The 18,106-nt window shown below is 49.4% G+C and carries 17 protein-coding genes; 14 read left to right on the top strand and 3 right to left on the bottom strand.

Translation table 11 applies throughout. The features are described from left to right. Nucleotides 1-179: 179 nt before the first annotated feature. From ADN01_RS01775 to ADN01_RS01805, 7 genes are all read left to right on the top strand, one after another. On the top strand, nt 180-947 hold the full coding sequence (locus ADN01_RS01775) for a hypothetical protein (RefSeq protein WP_062419230.1): 768 nt from the start codon (nt 180-182) through the stop codon (nt 945-947). A 99-nt stretch (nt 948-1,046) separates the two neighbouring features. Further along, complete coding sequence (locus ADN01_RS01780) at nt 1,047-1,730, top strand: response regulator transcription factor (RefSeq protein WP_062419231.1); 684 nt, start codon at nt 1,047-1,049, stop codon at nt 1,728-1,730. An 8-nt stretch (nt 1,731-1,738) separates the two neighbouring features. Continuing rightward, complete coding sequence (locus tag ADN01_RS01785; protein ID WP_062419232.1) at nt 1,739-2,884, top strand: sensor histidine kinase; 1,146 nt, start codon at nt 1,739-1,741, stop codon at nt 2,882-2,884. 136 nt (nt 2,885-3,020) lie between these two features. After that, a complete protein-coding gene (locus ADN01_RS01790; RefSeq protein ID WP_062419233.1) occupies nt 3,021-3,275 on the top strand; it encodes an SHOCT domain-containing protein in 255 nt (84 codons plus the stop codon). A gap of 7 nt (nt 3,276-3,282) precedes the next feature. Next, nucleotides 3,283-3,492, top strand: a complete 210-nt coding sequence (locus tag ADN01_RS01795) for an SHOCT domain-containing protein (RefSeq protein WP_075070874.1) — start codon at nt 3,283-3,285, stop codon at nt 3,490-3,492. Between the two features lie 95 nt (nt 3,493-3,587). After that, nucleotides 3,588-4,157, top strand: coding sequence for a CueP family metal-binding protein (locus ADN01_RS01800; protein ID WP_062419235.1), 570 nt, complete (start codon nt 3,588-3,590; stop codon nt 4,155-4,157). A 193-nt stretch (nt 4,158-4,350) separates the two neighbouring features. Next, nucleotides 4,351-6,567 (top strand): copper-translocating P-type ATPase, encoded by a 2,217-nt coding sequence (locus ADN01_RS01805; RefSeq protein WP_082142902.1) that lies wholly within the window; start codon nt 4,351-4,353, stop codon nt 6,565-6,567. 291 nt (nt 6,568-6,858) lie between these two features. Here ADN01_RS01805 and ADN01_RS01810 read toward each other — a convergent pair whose 3' ends face one another. Both ADN01_RS01810 and ADN01_RS19540 read right to left on the bottom strand, forming a co-directional pair. After that, the gene (locus tag ADN01_RS01810) at nt 6,859-7,317 is read right to left on the bottom strand and encodes a hypothetical protein (RefSeq protein ID WP_062419236.1); all 459 of its coding nucleotides are present in this window, start codon (nt 7,315-7,317) and stop codon (nt 6,859-6,861) included. After that, nucleotides 7,292-7,546: a hypothetical protein gene (locus ADN01_RS19540; RefSeq protein WP_160318356.1), complete on the bottom strand. Its 255-nt coding sequence runs from the start codon at nt 7,544-7,546 to the stop codon at nt 7,292-7,294. The genes ADN01_RS01810 and ADN01_RS19540 overlap by 26 nt, the downstream gene beginning before the upstream one ends. A 318-nt stretch (nt 7,547-7,864) precedes the next feature. On the opposite strand from ADN01_RS19540, the gene ADN01_RS01815 reads away from it, so the two are divergent. The 6 genes from ADN01_RS01815 to cpaB all read left to right on the top strand — a co-directional run bounded on the left by ADN01_RS01815 (nt 7,865) and on the right by cpaB (nt 15,566). Then, nucleotides 7,865-8,425 carry a hypothetical protein gene (locus ADN01_RS01815; protein ID WP_062419237.1) on the top strand — a complete coding sequence of 187 codons (561 nt, stop codon included), beginning with the start codon at nt 7,865-7,867 and terminating at the stop codon, nt 8,423-8,425. Next, nucleotides 8,425-9,717, top strand: a complete 1,293-nt coding sequence (locus ADN01_RS19005) for a hypothetical protein (protein ID WP_147239103.1) — start codon at nt 8,425-8,427, stop codon at nt 9,715-9,717. The genes ADN01_RS01815 and ADN01_RS19005 overlap by 1 nt, the downstream gene beginning before the upstream one ends. Before the next feature lie 142 nt (nt 9,718-9,859). Then, a complete protein-coding gene (locus ADN01_RS01820) occupies nt 9,860-10,543 on the top strand; it encodes a hypothetical protein (protein WP_062419238.1) in 684 nt (227 codons plus the stop codon). A 133-nt stretch (nt 10,544-10,676) separates the two neighbouring features. Continuing rightward, nucleotides 10,677-11,009: a hypothetical protein gene (locus ADN01_RS01825; RefSeq protein WP_062419239.1), complete on the top strand. Its 333-nt coding sequence runs from the start codon at nt 10,677-10,679 to the stop codon at nt 11,007-11,009. A 38-nt stretch (nt 11,010-11,047) separates the two neighbouring features. Further along, entirely contained in the window at nt 11,048-14,611 is a 3,564-nt protein-coding gene (locus ADN01_RS19010; protein ID WP_147239104.1) for a serine-rich protein, read from the top strand. 58 nt (nt 14,612-14,669) lie between these two features. Next, the gene (cpaB, locus tag ADN01_RS01840) at nt 14,670-15,566 is read left to right on the top strand and encodes a Flp pilus assembly protein CpaB (protein ID WP_062419242.1); all 897 of its coding nucleotides are present in this window, start codon (nt 14,670-14,672) and stop codon (nt 15,564-15,566) included. Here the strand turns inward: cpaB and ADN01_RS01845 are convergent, their stop codons facing one another. Continuing rightward, complete coding sequence (locus ADN01_RS01845) at nt 15,567-16,673, bottom strand: RNA-guided endonuclease InsQ/TnpB family protein (protein ID WP_075070875.1); 1,107 nt, start codon at nt 16,671-16,673, stop codon at nt 15,567-15,569. A 109-nt stretch (nt 16,674-16,782) separates the two neighbouring features. Here ADN01_RS01845 and ADN01_RS01850 point away from each other — a divergent pair, with 109 nt between their 5' ends. Next, the gene (locus ADN01_RS01850) at nt 16,783-18,096 is read left to right on the top strand and encodes an AAA family ATPase (protein ID WP_062419244.1); all 1,314 of its coding nucleotides are present in this window, start codon (nt 16,783-16,785) and stop codon (nt 18,094-18,096) included. Nucleotides 18,097-18,106 lie beyond the last annotated feature (10 nt).

Here is an 18,106-nt window from a genome sequence, read left to right on the forward strand (position 1 = left end):
CCAAGGTATAATCATTTTGGTGAGTCATTTTTAGTCTCCTTCTTCGGTTGTGGTGACCTTAAGGATACTTCTGACTCACCGCTTTTGTTAAGGTTCAGCATTTTACAGAAAATATGTTACACCAACCTCCGATACACTAAAACAGTAAAGTAACGTAGATAGTGAATAGGAGAAAGTATATGAATAAAACTTTGGGCATAACATTAGCGGTAATAGCCGGCGTAGTCATAGCAGCTTTGCTTTTTGGAGCAGGATTCTTCATTGGGCATTCCAATATATTTGCGAACAATCCCGCCACTAGTTGCTTGAACGGGAAAACCACCAATAATACTGGCTACTCGATGATGGGCGGCTACAACATGATGGGTGGATACAACCCGACAGGCACCTTCCCAAATAACAACAACACAAACGTCAAACCCCTGACTGTCGATAAGGCAAAACAGGCTGTCGAAGATTATTTACAAAACCTGAACAATTCCGACCTTGAGCTCAAAGAGATCATGATCTTCAATAACAACGCTTATGCCCGCATTGTCGAGAAAAGTACAGGCATCGGCGCCATGGAGTTGCTGGTTGACCCCACTACCTTGTCGGTCTTCCCCGAATATGGTCCAAACATGATGTGGAATCAGAAATATGGACACATGGGCGGATATGGCATGATGGGCGGCGCAGGTATGATGGGTGGTTATTATTACAACTCATCCGCCTCCTCTTCTCAGATGACGGTCACCTCAGAGCAAGCCTTACAACTTGCACAACAATACCTGGATCAGCAATATCCCGGGTACAAAACCGCGACCGATGCAGATCCCTTCTATGGTTATTACACCATCGATATTATGAAAGACAACCAACCAGCCGGAATGCTGAGCGTCAATGGCTATAGTGGACAGATCTTCCTGCACACCTGGCACGGCACGTTTATTGAAATGTGGGAATGATTTGATCCACACTCCTCCTTATCAGGGATTGGCAGTTCTGCCGATCCCTGTTTGTATGTAAAATAAATAAACAACTAGATCAACTGCGAGGAAATGAAAATGGCAGCTGCAAAGATACTCATAATCGACGACGAAACGTCCATTCACAATGTTCTTAGCGCTTATTTGAAGGCGGAAGGGTATGAATTCCAATCAGCTTTTGATGGGCCAACAGGGTTGGCTGCCGCCCGCTCTTTCAAACCGGACATTATTGTTTTGGACGTTATGTTGCCTGGTATGGATGGAATAGAACTGCTTGCCAACCTGAGGCGTGAATCGAACGTTTATGTGATCATGCTTACTGCGCGGTCAGAGGAAACAGACAAGATCGTGGGACTTTCCGTCGGTGCGGATGACTATCTGACCAAACCTTTCAGTCCGCGTGAATTGGTTGCCCGGATCAAAGCAGCTCTCAGGCGCTTGCAGAACCCTGCTGGGAATACCGGGGAGGCTGCCATTCTCAATTTTGCACATCTTCGCATTGATGTTGCCGCCCGACGCGTCTGGGTGGAGGACAATTTGATCGACCTGACTTCGGTTGAGTTTGATCTACTGCTGGCCCTCGCCCAGCACCAAAGTATGGTGCTCAGCCGCGAACAACTGCTTGAGAAGATTTGGGGATATGACTATTTCGGTGACACACGAGTGGTGGATGTCCACATTGGTCATGTCCGCCAAAAATTGGGGAATGAAGCCATGATCGAAACGATCCGCGGGGTCGGTTACCGCTTCGAGGACAAGTAGGTGGTTTTATGATGAAATTTATACGCACGCATCTTGCCTGGAAGGTGTTCCTCTCATACCTACTGGTTGTATTTATCGGCATAGTGGTGCTGATCACTGCCGCCAGTCTATCCGTTCCAGCGGCATTTGAACGCCACATGGCGGGCATGAACGCGATTATGTCCAACGCGAACCCAATGGGCAACAACCAGCAAATGCAATCTGAGTTATTTTCACAGTACACGACGGCAGTGTATGAAGCAGTCACTTATGCAACACTCGCAGCCCTTATTTCAGCGATTCTGGCCAGCTTTTTCATCAGCCGCCAGGTAGTCACCCCCATGTTGCGCATGATGAGTCTCAGCCACCGCATCGCAGAGGGGGAATACGAAGAAAGGTTGTCTCTCCCTGGTGGTCAGCAAGCAGACCAGACCGATGAACTTGGCCAACTCGCGCTCAGTTTCAACCAGATGGCAGATAAATTGGAGAAGACAGAGACCATGCGCAGGCAACTGATTGGGGACGTTACCCACGAATTACGTACCCCTCTGACAGCGGTCAAAGGATACCTGGAAGGGTTGATGGATGGTGTTTTACCCCCCGACCCGGAGACTTACCAGCAAATCCACTCTGAAATTGACCGGCTGCAGCGGCTTGTTAACGATCTGCAGGAATTGAGCCGGGTGGAGGCTGGCGCCATTCAGTTGCAGCTTGCGCCCGTCTCGCCTGCCAGCCTGATCGAGAGAATTCAAAGCGCTCTTGGCCGTCAATTCGAAGAAAAGAACATTCAGTTGGTGACAGATGTGGAACCCGGTTTGCCCGACGTTCTTGTGGATAAAGATCGAATTATCCAGGTGCTAACAAATCTTGTGGGAAATGCCCTGCAATATACACCTAATGGTGGGAAAGTGACCATGACAACGCGACGGGAGAGGTCTGAGATACTTTTCTCGGTCAAGGATACTGGTATCGGTATTTCCGCAGAACAACTCACCCATGTATTCAATCGTTTTTATCGTACCGATAAGTCGCGCAACCGCGCCAGCGGTGGCAGCGGTATTGGACTAACCATTGCCAAGGCACTCGTACAGGCTCACCAGGGGAAGATCTGGGCTGAGAGCAGCGGCGAAGGAAAAGGCAGTACATTTTCGTTTCTGATCCCCCTTCCCAAATAAAGGGGGATTATTTCCCAGTTTTCTTTAACGAAACTTTACAAACCCTTGATTAAAGCTTCATCCTCAATGGTTAAGATAAGTCTGTAAGTAAAAAACAGACTGCTCTTGATTGAGCTACAGGAAAGGATGAAACAGTATGATGATGGGTTATTGGTTGGGCGGTCTAGGCTGGGTCGGCATGATCATCAATATGATCATTTCGATCGCTATGATCATTGGAGTTGTTTTCCTGGTCGTTTGGATCGTGAAGCGATTAGGCAATAACGAATCCGGACAACAAATCAACAATAGTACGCCGTCCGTTATCGAGATCGTAAAACAACGTTACGCCAAAGGCGAGATCACTCGCGAAGAGTTTCAAAAATTTATGGTTGATCTGGGAACAAGGTAGGTGAAAGATGATGGGCTTTGGAATGATGGGTGGCATGTTGGTCTTTTGGATCATTATCATCGTTCTGGCTGTTTTGCTGGTAAAGGGACTGTTCGGTACCAACGGCACTCACGTAAAGAATAACACTACAACCGCCAAACAGATCCTGGACGAAAGGTATGCCAGGGGTGAGATCACTCAGGAACAATATCAGACAATGGTGAAAGACATTCATTAGCAACATCCATGATGGGAGAGCAGGATCGTCTCATAAGATTTGCTCTCCCATTTCGATCATACATCAACAAATTTTATCAAAAGGAAACCAATTAGATGAAAAAGACTCAAGGCTTGATAATCGCCGTAATTATCGCAGTTGTTGTGATCGCAGTCGGTGCCTTTCTGGTGTTGAAACCAGCAAGTCAAACAAACACCACCTTTCTCGAGAAATATGGATTGAGCGGACTTTCTGTCGAGGAGATCGTGCAAAAGCTCGATAGCTCCACTTCGGATCCTTCAGGGCTCCGGGCCAGTATCACCAGTGATTATCTGATCCTCTCAGATGATAAAGATGAAGTCCGCATTGCACTTCCCAAGGATAAGTTTTATCTCTCCTTTGCGCCTTATATTTTCCAAACACATCCTTGTGGCACACACAGCTTAACCTCATGCCAGGGTGAGCTGGTAGGCAAGGTAATTCATACGGTCATTACCGATAAAGCTGGAAAAGAGGTCGTCAATTCCGACCTGACCACCATGGCAAACGGCTTCATTGGGGTGTGGCTGCCTCGTAATTTCGATGGGAATGTGAACGTCAGCTACGACGGGAAAGTCGCCCAGGCACCAATCTCGACCTATGCTGGAAGCAATACCTGCCTGACCACTGCCCTTCAACTTAACTGATCACCCATTTTGGCAAGGCAAGGTCAAATCACTTGATAGGATAATTTCAGAATCAGTGCAAGCCAGTTAAAATGTTTATGTCCTCGCCGACGCCGTCATCCAGCCAAAATGAATGCGTCGGCGGTTTTTATTGGTGTAGAAATGATATGATGAGTACTACTGCCTTGTTTTTTGTTGCTGTATGAGGTGAAAAATGACTGAAGAACCAAAAAAAGACGATGAAATGACACAAAAAATATATCATTCCTCCATGCATCATGCAAACATGGAACACGAACATCATATGCATGAAATGACCGGGATGGACCATGACCACAGTAAGATGCCTGCCAGTCATGACGCTCATGCCGGTCATGAAATGAATATGCACGAGATGGACATGGGAGGGCATGGAGATCATAACATGCCCATGGAACATGGTGGACATGAAGACCACAGCGCCCACGTGGATCATTCCGGGCATGAGCAGATGTTCCGACGAAAATTTTGGGTTTCGCTGATACTTTCTCTGCCGGTTCTGCTCTTCAGCCAGGGTTTCCAGGCCTTGTTAGGATTTTCAATGCCTGTGTTCCCTGGTTCGCGCTGGATAACGCCCATCTTTGCAGTGATCATCTTTGTTTATGGTGGGTTGCCCTTCATTAAGATGGCAGTCCCTGAATTACGCAACCGCCAGCCGGGCATGATGACCTTGATTTCCCTGGCCATCATCGTCGCATTTGTTTATAGTGTGGCCAGCCTGTTCCTGGCGAACCAAATGGATTTCTTTTGGGAGCTTGCGACACTGATCGTCATAATGCTTCTGGGACATTGGATCGAGATGCGTTCCATCCGCCAGGCATCCGGCGCACTGAACGCCCTGGCCAAGCTGATGCCAGACTCTGCCGAGCGCATTGATGCGAATGGTCAAACAACGAAAGTGGTCGTGTCTGATCTAAAATCCGGAGACCGGTTGCTTGTTCGTCCGGGATCCAGTATTCCGGCAGATGGCGTAGTGGAGGATGGCGAGTCAGCAGTCAACGAATCCATGATCACTGGCGAATCGAAACCGGTTCACAAGCACCCAGGTGAAAAGGTTGTGGGAGGTTCGATCAATGGAGACGGAAGTTTGCGTATACGTGTGACGGCAACCGGTGACCAGACGGCGCTTGCCGGAATCATGCGCCTGGTACAGCAGGCTCAGATGTCAAAAAGCCGCACTCAACTGTTGGCTGACCGAGCTGCCGGGTGGCTGTTCTACATTGCACTGGGCACCGCCGTGATCACTGCCATCGCCTGGACGATTGGGGTCGGCTTCAACGTAACGGTGATCGAACGTGTGGCTACCGTGCTGGTGATCGCCTGCCCGCATGCGCTGGGTCTTGCCATCCCGCTGGTGGTAGCCATCACCACAGCAATGGGTGCCAACAATGGCATCCTGGTGCGCAATAGATTGGCGCTTGAAGCGGCGCGTGAGATCAACACCGTTATCTTTGACAAAACCGGAACACTGACAGAAGGTCGTTTTGGGGTGGTGGGGATCGAAACACTGGATGGGATCAAACCGGAGGATGCTCTGGCGTTGACAGCAGCCGTGGAAGGTGATTCTGAGCATACCATCGCCCAGGGCATCCGCCGCTCTGCGCAGCAGAAGGGTCTTCAACTGCCTGTAGTACAGGATTTTGAAGCGATCAAAGGCCGTGGTATCCACGCCAAAATGAGTGGGCATGATGTCTACGTCGGCGGACCGCGACTACTGGAAATGCTGACCATCACGCTGCCCGAATCCCTATCCATTTTTGACCAGGCCGCAAGCGCCAAAGGGCAGAGTGTGGTCCATCTTGTACAGGATGGCAAGCCGCTGGCGTCCCTGGCATTGGCTGACGTGGTCCGTCCGGAGAGCCATGAAGCCATCCGTCGGCTGCATGAAATGGGCGTGCAAGTGGCCATACTGACCGGTGACAGCCAGGCAGTGGCCAAGGCGGTGGCTGGTGAACTGGGTATCGATACCTATTTTGCTGAGGTGCTGCCGGAAAACAAAGACCAGAAGGTGATCGAACTGCAGAAGCAGGGACGGCGAGTGGCGATGGTGGGCGACGGTGTGAATGATGCTCCAGCTTTGACGCGTGCGGATGTGGGCATTGCCATCGGCAGCGGCACGGATGTGGCCGTGGAGAGCGCCGGGATCATCCTGGTGAAATCCAACCCGTTGGATGTGGTCAAGGTGATCGAACTGAGCCGGGCCAGCTACCGCAAGATGCGCCAGAATCTGATCTGGGCGGCAGGTTACAACGTGGTCGCCATTCCACTGGCAGCCGGAGTGCTAGCCCCCTGGGGTATCTTACTTTCACCCGCTGTTGGCGCCATCTTGATGTCACTGAGCACGGTCATCGTGGCCATCAATGCCCAGTTGCTGCGCACTAAGCATTTATGATTAGCGTAAAGATGGCGTTTTGGGAATTAACCCCATAAATCCGCTGATGTACCTATGCCCTTGATAATTTCCGTAAGGTAGTTATCAAGGGCATAAAATAAATCGCATGTCGGTATTAAACAGCCTAAAATCTTTCTGAAGGTTGGGATTAAGTGATTGGATAAATAAATAAATTCTTCACTAATTTTGGGTATCGACGCTATTTATGATGGTCGCGCACTCTGATACTTGATTCAAAGTACAATGATTAAAAAAGTTACCAGGCTTTTGGACAAGTATCAGTTGTCATCATCATAAACCATCTACTTTCCTAAACTTACATCCGAAGGCTGCCTGTTTCCCCACCATGGTCCAGGATAATCTTTCAACGGTATTCCACCAGATTCCAGGCACTTCATACCACTTAGCATGTGCCACATCCTTTGGAATATCTGGATCTGGTGCGGTACCTCGCGCAAGAGCTCCATCCGGATGAATGCCAACTTCAGTGTAAACAATTGAATAAATTGGGCCTAAAGTGGCTAAAGACAACATCATCCCCCACCCGCACCGGGAAGGTTCTACTGTTTTTGCGGCATCTATCCGGTCAGCAACGAATTCGAAGTAGGTCATCCCTTTCGGAGCTTCAGGAACCTGCATTGGCTGGTTTCCCTTGTAGGCAACGAACAAAATACTGGAGCAAATAGCCAGGATGACTGCAGCTTTGACTACCCATCCCATCAACTTAAGAATCACTACGATGAATTTCATTTTCTCCTTCATTCTTTTTATCTATCTGATACAGATCTTCTGACCGGGCACCTTCACGTAGGACCCGGTTATAACGAATCTCCTCCCGATACATTCGATCTAGCGCAACCTCAATCACATCACTTTCACTCCGTCCCATAACGCTTGCCATCGCTCTTAATTGACTCACGCCTTCTGGACTTATTCGAAAAGATCGTACTGGTTTACTCGCAGAATTTGTTTTCGGCATGCTCGTTTTCCTTATCGGTTAGGTTATTTATAATGTAATACTCTAGTATTGCTTTGTCAAGTTAAAATCCGCGTTTTCACCAATTCCGTCAAATTTGTCCCCCTAGGATAAGTGCTTTCTTCTTGCTATGATTAGAGTCACAACCAAATTTCTGTTCGGTCGCTGATAATCTTCAGCTGGTCCAAATAATCCTTGGAGCGACCATCAGCTTCTTTCCTGTTTACATAACTTGAGCGCATGTAAATGGGCGTTGAGATCTGAATGGTCGCTTTTGTTTTAACTAACTTTCAAACCCGTTAACCGGAAAAGGAGAAAAAATTGAAAGAAATTCCAGTCTCAAAACGCAATCTGATCATTGCCGTCATCCTGGCAGTCTTCATTGCTATTGGTATCCTGGTGATCGAAAACTGGCCCCTTCGTATGGAACAAGATTCAGCAGCATCAACCAACGAAGATAGTCTGGTTTCTACTGCAGCGGTCAATGCCATCGAAAAAGTCTTCCAGGTGAACTATCAGGAAGGAAAAGAAGCCTGGCTTGAGCGCATCTGCGAGCTCAGCACGCCTGCTGGATGTGAGATGTTTACGGCCGGCGCTGACCGTATGTGGGAAAAATACGTGGATGCCAAATCTGTGGTCACAGCTTCCTCTCAGGCAGTAGAAAAAGTCGCAGACAATGGTTCCGAGCAAGTCTGGCAGATGACCATCACATTATCTTCCCCATTACCGGGCAGCAATAAAACCCAGGATACAGCATATGTTGTTCTCGCAAAAACCGAAAGTGGTTGGAAGTTTGATCGTTTCCTGATGGAAGAAGAAATCAATGCCATTCTCGCTCGGGGAAAAACTCCCACCACAACTGTAGAAGAAGGAAAGAAGTAGTGAAAAGATTTTTCCTGATCATTGTCGTCTTGACCTTGCTCATACCATCTGCTGTTTATGCTCAGGGCACTGATCCCTGGTCAGAAGTTTTTCAGCCGGATGGAAATCTGAATCCTGATTTGATTGATCTGGGAGTTACCACCGATCACCCCGATTGGATGTCAATTGAACTGCCCTTTGGTCAGTCCATTGATCTTGATGCAAATTATCACCGCTATCAAACGCCCAGCGGGAATATCGTTGTCTTACCCTCTGCTTCAACATTGTTTTTTATGGCCATGAACCCCCAAGAAAGTGGTTTGACCGGCTCTTATGGATCGCTGGGAAATGGTTACGGCAGTCTCATTTCTTTTCTTGGGCTTGTTGCCGGTGATAATCTGGATTGGAGCAAGGTACAGGCGGAACATCCAGAGTACACCAGCCCGGATCAATTCTGGGGAGCGGTTCTCAATGGTCAGCAAGATGTGTGGACCTATTTCTCCGGGTGGGGATTCATCACAACCCTGCTTCAAATGACGTGGAATGATGGTGCACTCCGCTCTTTGTATCTGTTGTATTTGAATGGATCACAAAATTGTGCCGCCATTCCAGGAGGATGCTCAGGGATCGTTACCCCACCTCCTCCCCCAAGGGAGTGTCCTGATCCAACCGTTTCTATACAACAACCTGTCCTCGTCATTCAGAAAATCGCACCGAACAATCCCCTGGTTGTGGGACAAGATACTGAAAATCGCCGTGGTGCAGATATCCAGGTTAGGGTGACAGTTCCTCCAGTGATCTTCACCTGGTATGAGCCGATTTATGAAGAGAGAGATGTTTGCCGCTCAGCCAATTCCGGAGAAACCCCCAATTGCAATACCGGATCTGGATCAACTGTCAACGATGGCGTCTCAGATACAGAAATGGTGTTCAAGGAATGCCGGACACATGTAGAACATTTACCGGACGCTGTAGCATCACTGCAAGCTACTGCTACGCTTGATGCTGCTAGCCAGGATTGGATTACAGGTAGATTAGGTCAAACCCATTATGAAGCCTTCGTCCACCAATCAAACTTCGCCCTGATTCCCGGAATTGGTTCATGGACAGGCGGATGTGATGGCGGCGGCACCTGTACTGCTACTGGCCAGGCACTCCGTGTTCCATTTGCAGATCCAGGAACCTTCAACTTGCGAATGGACGTAGTCACTACGGGCACTCGCTTCCGCGGAGTTCCAATCACCCAACCGAGGCGAGTAGGGATTGATGGAACGATGCAAGTTTATGTGGCTCTTCCGGCGTTGGTGCCGTAAAGGTCAAAGTGCAGGTTTTATCGATTGCGGTCGGTGTGCTGCTGACAGTCGTCCTGGGATTAATGGCCGTAATCTATTCCCTACTGGTAATTGGGTTGTGGTGTCCACGAAACGATTATGACAAGTAAGGAGGCATTGGTTCATGACAGATTATTTTGTCGTTTTTGGGGATTTTCTCGCTGCTCTGCCTACTTACCTGTTGAACGGTGTTCTCGCAACCGTTTACTGGCTTAGCGAATCTGGAGCTGCTCTGGTAAGTATTCTTTGCGCAGGGTTGATCATCCGTTTCGTGGACCAACGTGTGCAATCCAGAGCAGCTTTCCGACCAGGACGAAGTGGGCGGGAGGCTGCTACTCCGGATTTATACACAGCTCAAATCACAACGGCGATTATTCTGGTGCTGTGGGTAATCAGCCAATGGGGGATGGGAGCACCGGTTCCCTGGCTGGGTGCAGCAATGTGGATCGCTGGCACAATCATCCTTTTACTGGTGCACATGCAGGAACATACCCTTTTGTGGAATATGAAATCGGGAATTGCGATTTATTCCCTGGCCGTCATCGGAAGCCGGCTCTACCTGGCATACACCGCTCAATTATCAGCAGATCAATGGGCTGCACTGATTGGGACATCTGAAAGCGCATCAGCAGTGATTGCGAATACACGCGGAAATGTAACCACGATTATTCTTTGGGCTTTATGGTTGGTGATCCCGTTAGGTTATTTTGCCATGTTGCTGCAGCAAGTTCTGATCAACCCGATGTCACTGGTCAATCCATTGGCCGGCGCAAGCGAGTTGATCAATCGTTATCGAACCAGAAGATAGGGTGATAGATGAAACCAGCACACAAAATCGTGGGCTTGCTTGATTTATTACTCTACCTTTTTAGGTGAGAGTCTTATGAACGTTGGGAATTCTTGATTAACGCCAGATTCTATTTCAACGATTGGAGGTCAATATGTCACAACTGATGGATTTGCTGCGCGGACCTGCTTTAGGCGTGATCGTCATGATCATCCTGATGGCAGGCGTCCTCATCATCACTGCATTTGCGGCGCTGATTGCCCAGATGAGTCTCTTGTTCCGGCTTCGACCTTGGAATACTTCCGAAAAGAGAAGTGAAAAAGGGAATGAAGGTTACCCACAAGAAACATTTGAGCAACGTTCCGCAACTCGTGAAGACCAGCGAGCATCATCTCCCCATCGCCAGCGTTCACCACAGGTGGTGGTTGTCGAACCAAATACGAATGAGGTGGTTGATGCAATCTGGTGGGAAACAGTGAAGCAATAGCAATCCAGGGCTTCTTTTGCGCAAGCAAAAGCAGCCTCATGAATTTACCAGCTGATCTGGTTGGCGAATTGATGAGGCAGAACGCCAAGTACGGAGAAAAGAGAACGATGATTATTGGAAAACTGACCGAAAAAATACCCTGGCTGAGAACAGATGACCCTCTCTCCATTCCCAATGATCTGGAAGTGGAAGGCACAGAGCTACATTTCAACGATCGAAATGAGCTTGACTATCTGGTCTTTCGTGTCACAGAGCGGGAAGGTGCGCGGGAATATCAGGGATACCGGGCGGTCCGGCTGCTGCAATTACGCTACATCTCTCTGGAAGCTCGCCGGGATGCTGGGCTGCTACAGAAGATGCGTACGGTCTTGCGTGGTTTGTATGGTGCTCAAGTGGATCTGGTTTATCTGGCTGCCGGCGTTTTTAAGAACCCCAATGTAGGAATTGTTCAATGCTATGGAGTCGCTGCGTTTTCGCCAAAGAAAGAAGAAGCTATCCAACGTTCTTTACGTGATCTATCTGCCTTACGAGCCGGATTGGTGGGTGCTTACCGTCAAATCCGCCTTGAACCACTTTCAACTGAGGTAGCCCAATGGTTAGCGCGTGCTCTTGAGCAGATGCCTTATGCCATTGTGGCTGTCGGGCATCCAGATCCACGTGAAAACGCTCGCGGTGGTGACTCTTCGATGCGCGATCCATTAGTGTCTGGAAGTCAGGGTGCACAGCAATATTCCATTCAACAGAATGAACTGCTATTTCGTGGGATGAGCAGCCTGGAAGAAGAATTCTTGTTGATGCTGCTCACCAATCATGTTCGTCTTGAAGATATTACCCGCATGTTGGCCGGTATGTTGGAAGATACCTCCGTTTACGCTTCCCGTCAGTTGGGAACCCGGGCTGCTTCGTTTGGAATCAGCCTGCCGGCCATTTTGACTGGGGGACTCGCTGAAAACGCATCCAGGTCTTATGGCACAAACCATTCGAGCGGCGTCACCCAGGGTGAAGCTGCCACAGATGGCGTTGCAAATTCAGAAGGCCAGGCACACACGGACGGTCATGCCAGTACTCGCGGTTGGGCGCACACGGTTGGAATCTCCGAAACCGATACGATTGGTTCATCTTCCACGGTTGGAACTGCAGTCAGTCAAGGGACAGCTCATACGGAAGGAACAGCAGTAACCGATGGAACATCCCACTCCGATTCGTCCGGTGTAGCGAACTCCCATACGGATAGCTCTTCCTATGGCGTGAATGGTGGAGTGGGTGGGAGCATTGCTCCGGCCGGCGTAGGTTTATCGGCTAACGTAGGTGGCAATGCTAACTGGGGTTCAGCAGATGGTGTGGTCGTCAGTAGCGGATCATCTGACTCAAGCATGAATTCGGTCACACACAGCCAGGCAGACACCGTTTCGCAAAGTACTACTCAGAGTCAATCGAATACAACCTCCCAAAGTCACTCAACGACGCAATCGGAAGCTTGGACAACCTCTGGAGCTGAGACGGATTCAGTGGCCGACACGACCAGCACATCCACCACCCAGAGCCATGCAGATACAAAAAGCACAGCTCGATCTGAGACAGATGGGGTTGGCTTGGGGCAAAGTATTGGGCGTGGGATTAGCGCCGGGATGAGTGTCGGAGTTGCTCCTTCCTTCTCGCTTTCAAATGCCTATCAATGGCAGGATGATCCTTATATCCTCCTCACGGATATCATGCGCACTCAACGCAAGTTGTTGGATATAGCCAGTCGGGAAGGTGCTTTTTATACAGATTTGTATGCTTTGGCCACCAGCGAACAGGGCATTCAGGCAATGATGGGACTCATCCCTGAAGCGTTTCATGGCACCGAGGATGTCGTTTCAGGTGTGCAAACCCGCGCGTTAACTGATCCGGAACAGGCTTATATCGGTTTACATGCGCGTGCGTTCACCCCATCGACCCGCATCGAAACAATCCCAGAAGCCATGAGTGGGTACGCTGATTCAACCTTACTCACTATGCTTCAGGTGGCAGCTTATACCGCGCCAGGTATGTTCGAGCAGGGATCAGCGCTTACTACCCAGGAAGAAACCCCAGCATTTGCTTTTTATCCGGATATGCCTGGGAATATCACCCTCGCCCGGCAGTGGTCGAGCGAAACAGGTTTATTAACAGATACTTTTCTGAAGTTATCTCCAGACCGCCATTTTCATACTGCATTTGTCGGAGATACTGGTTTTGGAAAATCGATTGCAGCTGAACGCCTGGCTTATGAGACGACTCGTTTCTGGCATTACCGCACCATTGTGTTGGATTTCGGCCAGGGTTGGCGTAAAGCGTTGAACTGGCCGGGGGTGGGTCCGAAAGGTTCAGAAGATAGTCTTGGACATGTGGATATCCGTCAGCTCTATCCCGGTTCCCCACGCCCTCTCCGATGGAATATCCTGCAAGTACCGAAAAGGATAGAACCCGGCCGCTACCGCAGCATGGTGGCTGAGCTATTTGCGAATGCTGGCAGGATGGGAGCCAGACAGTTGGGTTTCATGCGCCGCGCGCTAACCGAATTGTATTATGAGGCCGGTGTTCTGACCGGCGATCCCAAGCTGCAGAATGGTCCCTTAGGACATCTTCAGGATGAACATGAAGTGGAGTTAATCCGCAATGAACGTCAGAGTCTTGGTGAGGATCTGAATGATCTTCATCCTGGAACTCTATTAGAAAGTCTCTCGCCGTCCGAACTACAGGCTCTAGCGGTCTATCGTAGCCGGAAGTTGGATGTGTCCAAATGGGTTGATCGTCTGCGGACCTACAAAGAGAAGCTTGAACGTGATCAGGTAAGTCGTACCAGTCTGGAGGGTGTTCTCCTTCGATTGGAGCAGTTCTCCGAAGGACATATGGCAAAGCAATACGGATCTTCAGCCAGTGGAACCGGCGTGGAAGATTTGGGATTGATGGGCAACACTGATAATCCCTGGGGAGTCATTGTCATCGAAGGTGGCGCTGAAATGGATGAATACTCCAAAGCAGCATTGCTCTCATTATTGGCCAGCATATTGTATTCGGATGCGGTTACCCGCCGGCGTGAAGCCTTGTCCGGTAAACATTTCCCGCCCATGCAAATCTTCTTTGAAGAAGCGAATAAAGTCCTGACTGGCGTCTCAGGTGGAGCCGCTTCTGATCAGGGATCAGGAGAGTCGGGTAACCCGGTCAGCCATCTTTTTCAAACGATGTGGCGTGATGGAAGAAAATACAACGTTTTTCTGCATCTGATGGCTCAAACCGTAAGCGAGTTACCCTCAGGCATCCTATCCTCCTGTGCGAATGTATTTGTGTTCCAAACCAAAGATCCCAAAGATCGGGATTTGATCTTGCCCCATTTAGGCCGCTCCGAAAAAGGGCTGGTCAATACCGAATACAAACGCTACTTAGCGCGCATTCCGCGTACGTATGCGATAGCCAAGTTGGGTTATAGCGATGATGTATTCTGGTTGGAACCAGTTTTAGTCCGCCCAATGATCATCCGCTGTAATGAACCCTCTGATCTCGAGATTACCCAGGAATTGGGAGCTGTTTCCCTGGAACGGACAGCGTCTGACATCCTGGCCGCTAATCGATCCCAATGACGCTCCGTGTCGGGGCATATTGAATCCAATGATTAGGAAAAAGGAGAAAAAATAATTCATGCAAACAAAAAAACGTTCCCCCATTGCCGCTATTGTACTTGCCGTCGTGATCGGTTTGCTTGTGATCGCCCTTTTGAACGGGGTGATCCGTCCAACTCAGGTCGTGGTCGCCAAAGTCGCTATCGCCCCAGGAACTGTTCTGACTGACCAATTGGTCGAGTTGCGAACCATCCCGATGGGCGCTAAACCTGCGGATGCCACTTCAAAAATTGAAGATGTGACCGGGAAGATCCTGGCTGTTGGACGAACTCCGGGGGATCTGATCGTTACCTCCGTTTTGGGAGAGATAGCCAGTGCAGGCATTCCGGCTGAACTTCCTGAAGGGCATGTTGCTCTGGCGATCCATGTGGATCTGGCCAGCGGCGTGGCTGGTCTACTTCGTCCAGGACAAACCGTTACGGTGATTGGCATGATTTCTCCAGATATTCTCAAGACGAGTACCACCTCAGTGTTCACTGCGCCGATTGCAGAATTTACTTCACCTATTGTTTCACTCACTCCTGATGTAACCGCAACACCTACCCCTACGCCTACCCCCGCTCCGCCAGCTTCTCCTCTCGCTCGCCTGGCAATCACAGGTGTGCGAGTCCTGTTGGTACCTCAATCCTTTCGTTATGAAGAGGTTCCAGCCGGTGCCAGTGAAGAAGAATTGTTTTCCTCTGCTCGAACAAGCATGTCAGCTCAGGAAGGTAGTGTGATCGTTCTGGATGTTCCCACGGGATTGATCGAGGTTACTCCAGGATTCAAGGTTGATCCGGCAACCTTGCTGGCTGCTCTAGACCAATATGGGATTATTCACCTTGCTCTGGAACCAACCTCAGGGTTGGCGTTGGATGTTGCGGACGTGATTACCCTCAATCTGGGTGAGTTGTATACCGAGATCAACGGCCATTAACTAGTGAAAATGGCTTGTCCCTGAACCTAAATGGTTCGAGACCATAGGCTGGTTGATAACAGCCCTGGCAGCGATGTTTACTGCCGCGTTTGTATCTGCAGGCGCAGAGTGACCACAAGATACACAGGAAAAAATAGATTGAGTAACTCGATTACGCTTATCGACACAACCACATTTAGGGCAGGTTCGGCTGGTGTTGCGCGGGTCAACGAAAATTACTGGGACCCCAGCAAGTTCTGCCTTATAGGAGATATACTGCCGAAGTTGGTAAAACGACCAGTTAGCGTTCCGTGCCCTCTGCTTGCGCCCTCTAACCGTTACCCGGTCACGAATACCGCCGAGATCTTCCATGGCAATAGCGCGTCCGGTGTCTTGCGCTTTCTGCACGAGCCGTTTGCTGATCAGGTGACTGGTGTCCTTCTGGAAGCGAGCCTGCTTGCCAGAAATTTTCTTGAGTTTACGCTTTGCTGCCTTCGTCTTTTTCCTTTGAAGGTTACGGCGACGGTGAGAATAAATCCTACGCTTAGTCTCTACGGAGTCCCCACTGTAAACAATTCCGTCACTGTCTGTAGCGATATTGACAATTCCCAGGTCCACACCCATTGCTTCGGTAACCAGTTTGGGGTCTGGAACTTTCACTTCACAGGAGGTGGAAAGATAAAAGCGGCCTTCACGAATGGACAGATCACTCTCGCCCCGTATTCCAACCAACAATTCCCGTTGGCGTTCCCCGCAAACAAATGGGATATGCATCCGCCCAGTAATGGTCCAGATCGAGACCTCAGATCTGTCCATTTTCCAGGACAGAATACGGTTGTCATAGGCGATTGCACCATGCGGTCTAAAAACACGCATTACCTTCTGATCAACCTTATACGCATCAGCCACTTTGGAGATGCAGCGCACAACAACCTGAGCGGCCAGGGGGAAAATTTCACGAATTGCCTGGTATGTCAGGTGGTGAAGCGGAAACTGACGAAAACAGTGGTCGTTCCAGGCTTTTTGGCTGATGATATTGCAGGCATCGTTAGCAATTTCCAGCGTTTTCAGAAGAGCAAAAGCCTGGTCGGGATTTGGGAGAAGTTTGACTTGTGCCGTCAATTTCATATTTGAATTATAAAACAAATGTTCTGTTATTTCAATCTACAAAAACTAAAAAGGAGCTGCGCTTTCAACCCAATGCCTCAAAGGCGGGGATCATCCGCGCTAATGTCAAATGAATGACTTCGCTTACCAAACCAATAAAATCACCATCATGCTGGCAGGAGCCGGTCATGATGTTGTTTACTACCAGATGCAGCAGCCGATCCTGGCAGACCAACGCTTTATGATCTCAGGTCATGCCGCCCAATGGTCCATGTTCGAGACCAATTTGAACAACCTGCGGCCAGATCTGGTAATCGTACAGACCGATATCGCTCCTGATCCGGATACGCTGATTCGTTCTCTTCAGAAAATTTCAGCCTGGCGTGGAATTGCGATTGTTGTATTGCCTTTGGCTCAAAAGGATTTTCAGGGAGCCTTTACCAAGGTGGATACTGTGCGCGGAGTTTTCGTCGCACCGGTCAACTGGACTGAGATCATCCAGGCAGCTTATGGTGCTGCTATGACGGCACGGGCAAGCCTGACTCAAGCTGCACCCATGCAGCAAGGGGTATCCAGCTATTCCAACAGCGGAGCATCTGCGTACATCACCGGCACGAAAAGGATCGCTGTCCTATCGCACGCGGGTGGATCTGGTTGCTCAACCATTGCTGAAAACCTGGCTTATGAATTGTCTGTCCGGCTTAGCGTGAAAACGTTGCTGGTGTCCATGGGGTTGCCACCAGCTGCTGCGCCACATTTAGGGTTACGATATGTCCCCAATTTAACCGAATACTTTGATCGTCCGGGCAAGGCGGCTTTTCAGGCCGCAATCCAACGCAAGGAAAATTTAGAGATCTTGCTTGCGCCAGAATCCTCCCTGGAATACATGCATATTCTGGAAAGCTCAAGTAAAGGAACCGGAGAAGGCAGCATTAATGGGATGTTGATTGACTCGGAAGATGGTCGTTATGCCGCTATTGTCATGGATGTGCCAACCACAGAAGATTTGTGGATGATGCATTCGATCATTTTTGCCAATTATGCCTTGATCGTTGCCCGACCTACTCTGGCTGATTTAACTGCGATTCGCCATACCCTCACCTTATTGTTGACCGGCTTGAAAAGTGAGAAACGCCTGGCCCGAGATTCAATCTACCTGGTTCTAAACCAAACATCTGATCGCAGCAGCTTTACACCCCGGTTATTTCAGGAAGAGCTTTCCAAATCCTTGGGTTGGGCTCCCCCCATCGCAGCCATTGTACCTTTTGACCCAGGTGTTCCTCAGGCACAAGATGATGGTTTGATGCCGGTGACGCGAGGGGATGAGTTTGCCAAAGGGATTCGCGCCATCATCAACACTTTATTTCCCTTGGTGGAAAACAATCTGGCTCGAGCGGATGGGAAAAAGGGTATTTTGCGACTACCTAAAATACGATTTACGTAGGAATATATTT

The sequence above is a fragment of the Levilinea saccharolytica genome (genome assembly GCF_001306035.1).
Taxonomy (GTDB): Bacteria; Chloroflexota; Anaerolineae; order Anaerolineales; family Anaerolineaceae; genus Levilinea; species Levilinea saccharolytica.

What these genes read in the sequence shown, in the direction of transcription:
- ADN01_RS19010 (WP_147239104.1), top strand. Translation starts at nt 11,048, where the DNA reads ATGAATTTACCAGCTGATCTGGTTGGCGAATTGATGAGGCAGAACGCC.
- ADN01_RS01845 (WP_075070875.1), bottom strand. Translation starts at nt 16,673, where the DNA reads ATGAAATTGACGGCACAAGTCAAACTTCTCCCAAATCCCGACCAGGCT.
- cpaB (WP_062419242.1), top strand. Translation starts at nt 14,670, where the DNA reads ATGCAAACAAAAAAACGTTCCCCCATTGCCGCTATTGTACTTGCCGTC.
- ADN01_RS01810 (WP_062419236.1), bottom strand. Translation starts at nt 7,317, where the DNA reads ATGAAATTCATCGTAGTGATTCTTAAGTTGATGGGATGGGTAGTCAAA.
- ADN01_RS19540 (WP_160318356.1), bottom strand. Translation starts at nt 7,546, where the DNA reads ATGCCGAAAACAAATTCTGCGAGTAAACCAGTACGATCTTTTCGAATA.
- ADN01_RS01775 (WP_062419230.1), top strand. Translation starts at nt 180, where the DNA reads ATGAATAAAACTTTGGGCATAACATTAGCGGTAATAGCCGGCGTAGTC.
- ADN01_RS01825 (WP_062419239.1), top strand. Translation starts at nt 10,677, where the DNA reads ATGTCACAACTGATGGATTTGCTGCGCGGACCTGCTTTAGGCGTGATC.
- ADN01_RS01790 (WP_062419233.1), top strand. Translation starts at nt 3,021, where the DNA reads ATGATGATGGGTTATTGGTTGGGCGGTCTAGGCTGGGTCGGCATGATC.
- ADN01_RS01800 (WP_062419235.1), top strand. Translation starts at nt 3,588, where the DNA reads ATGAAAAAGACTCAAGGCTTGATAATCGCCGTAATTATCGCAGTTGTT.
- ADN01_RS01795 (WP_075070874.1), top strand. Translation starts at nt 3,283, where the DNA reads ATGATGGGCTTTGGAATGATGGGTGGCATGTTGGTCTTTTGGATCATT.
- ADN01_RS01820 (WP_062419238.1), top strand. Translation starts at nt 9,860, where the DNA reads ATGACAGATTATTTTGTCGTTTTTGGGGATTTTCTCGCTGCTCTGCCT.
- ADN01_RS01850 (WP_062419244.1), top strand. Translation starts at nt 16,783, where the DNA reads ATGAATGACTTCGCTTACCAAACCAATAAAATCACCATCATGCTGGCA.
- ADN01_RS01785 (WP_062419232.1), top strand. Translation starts at nt 1,739, where the DNA reads ATGATGAAATTTATACGCACGCATCTTGCCTGGAAGGTGTTCCTCTCA.
- ADN01_RS01780 (WP_062419231.1), top strand. Translation starts at nt 1,047, where the DNA reads ATGGCAGCTGCAAAGATACTCATAATCGACGACGAAACGTCCATTCAC.
- ADN01_RS01805 (WP_082142902.1), top strand. Translation starts at nt 4,351, where the DNA reads ATGACTGAAGAACCAAAAAAAGACGATGAAATGACACAAAAAATATAT.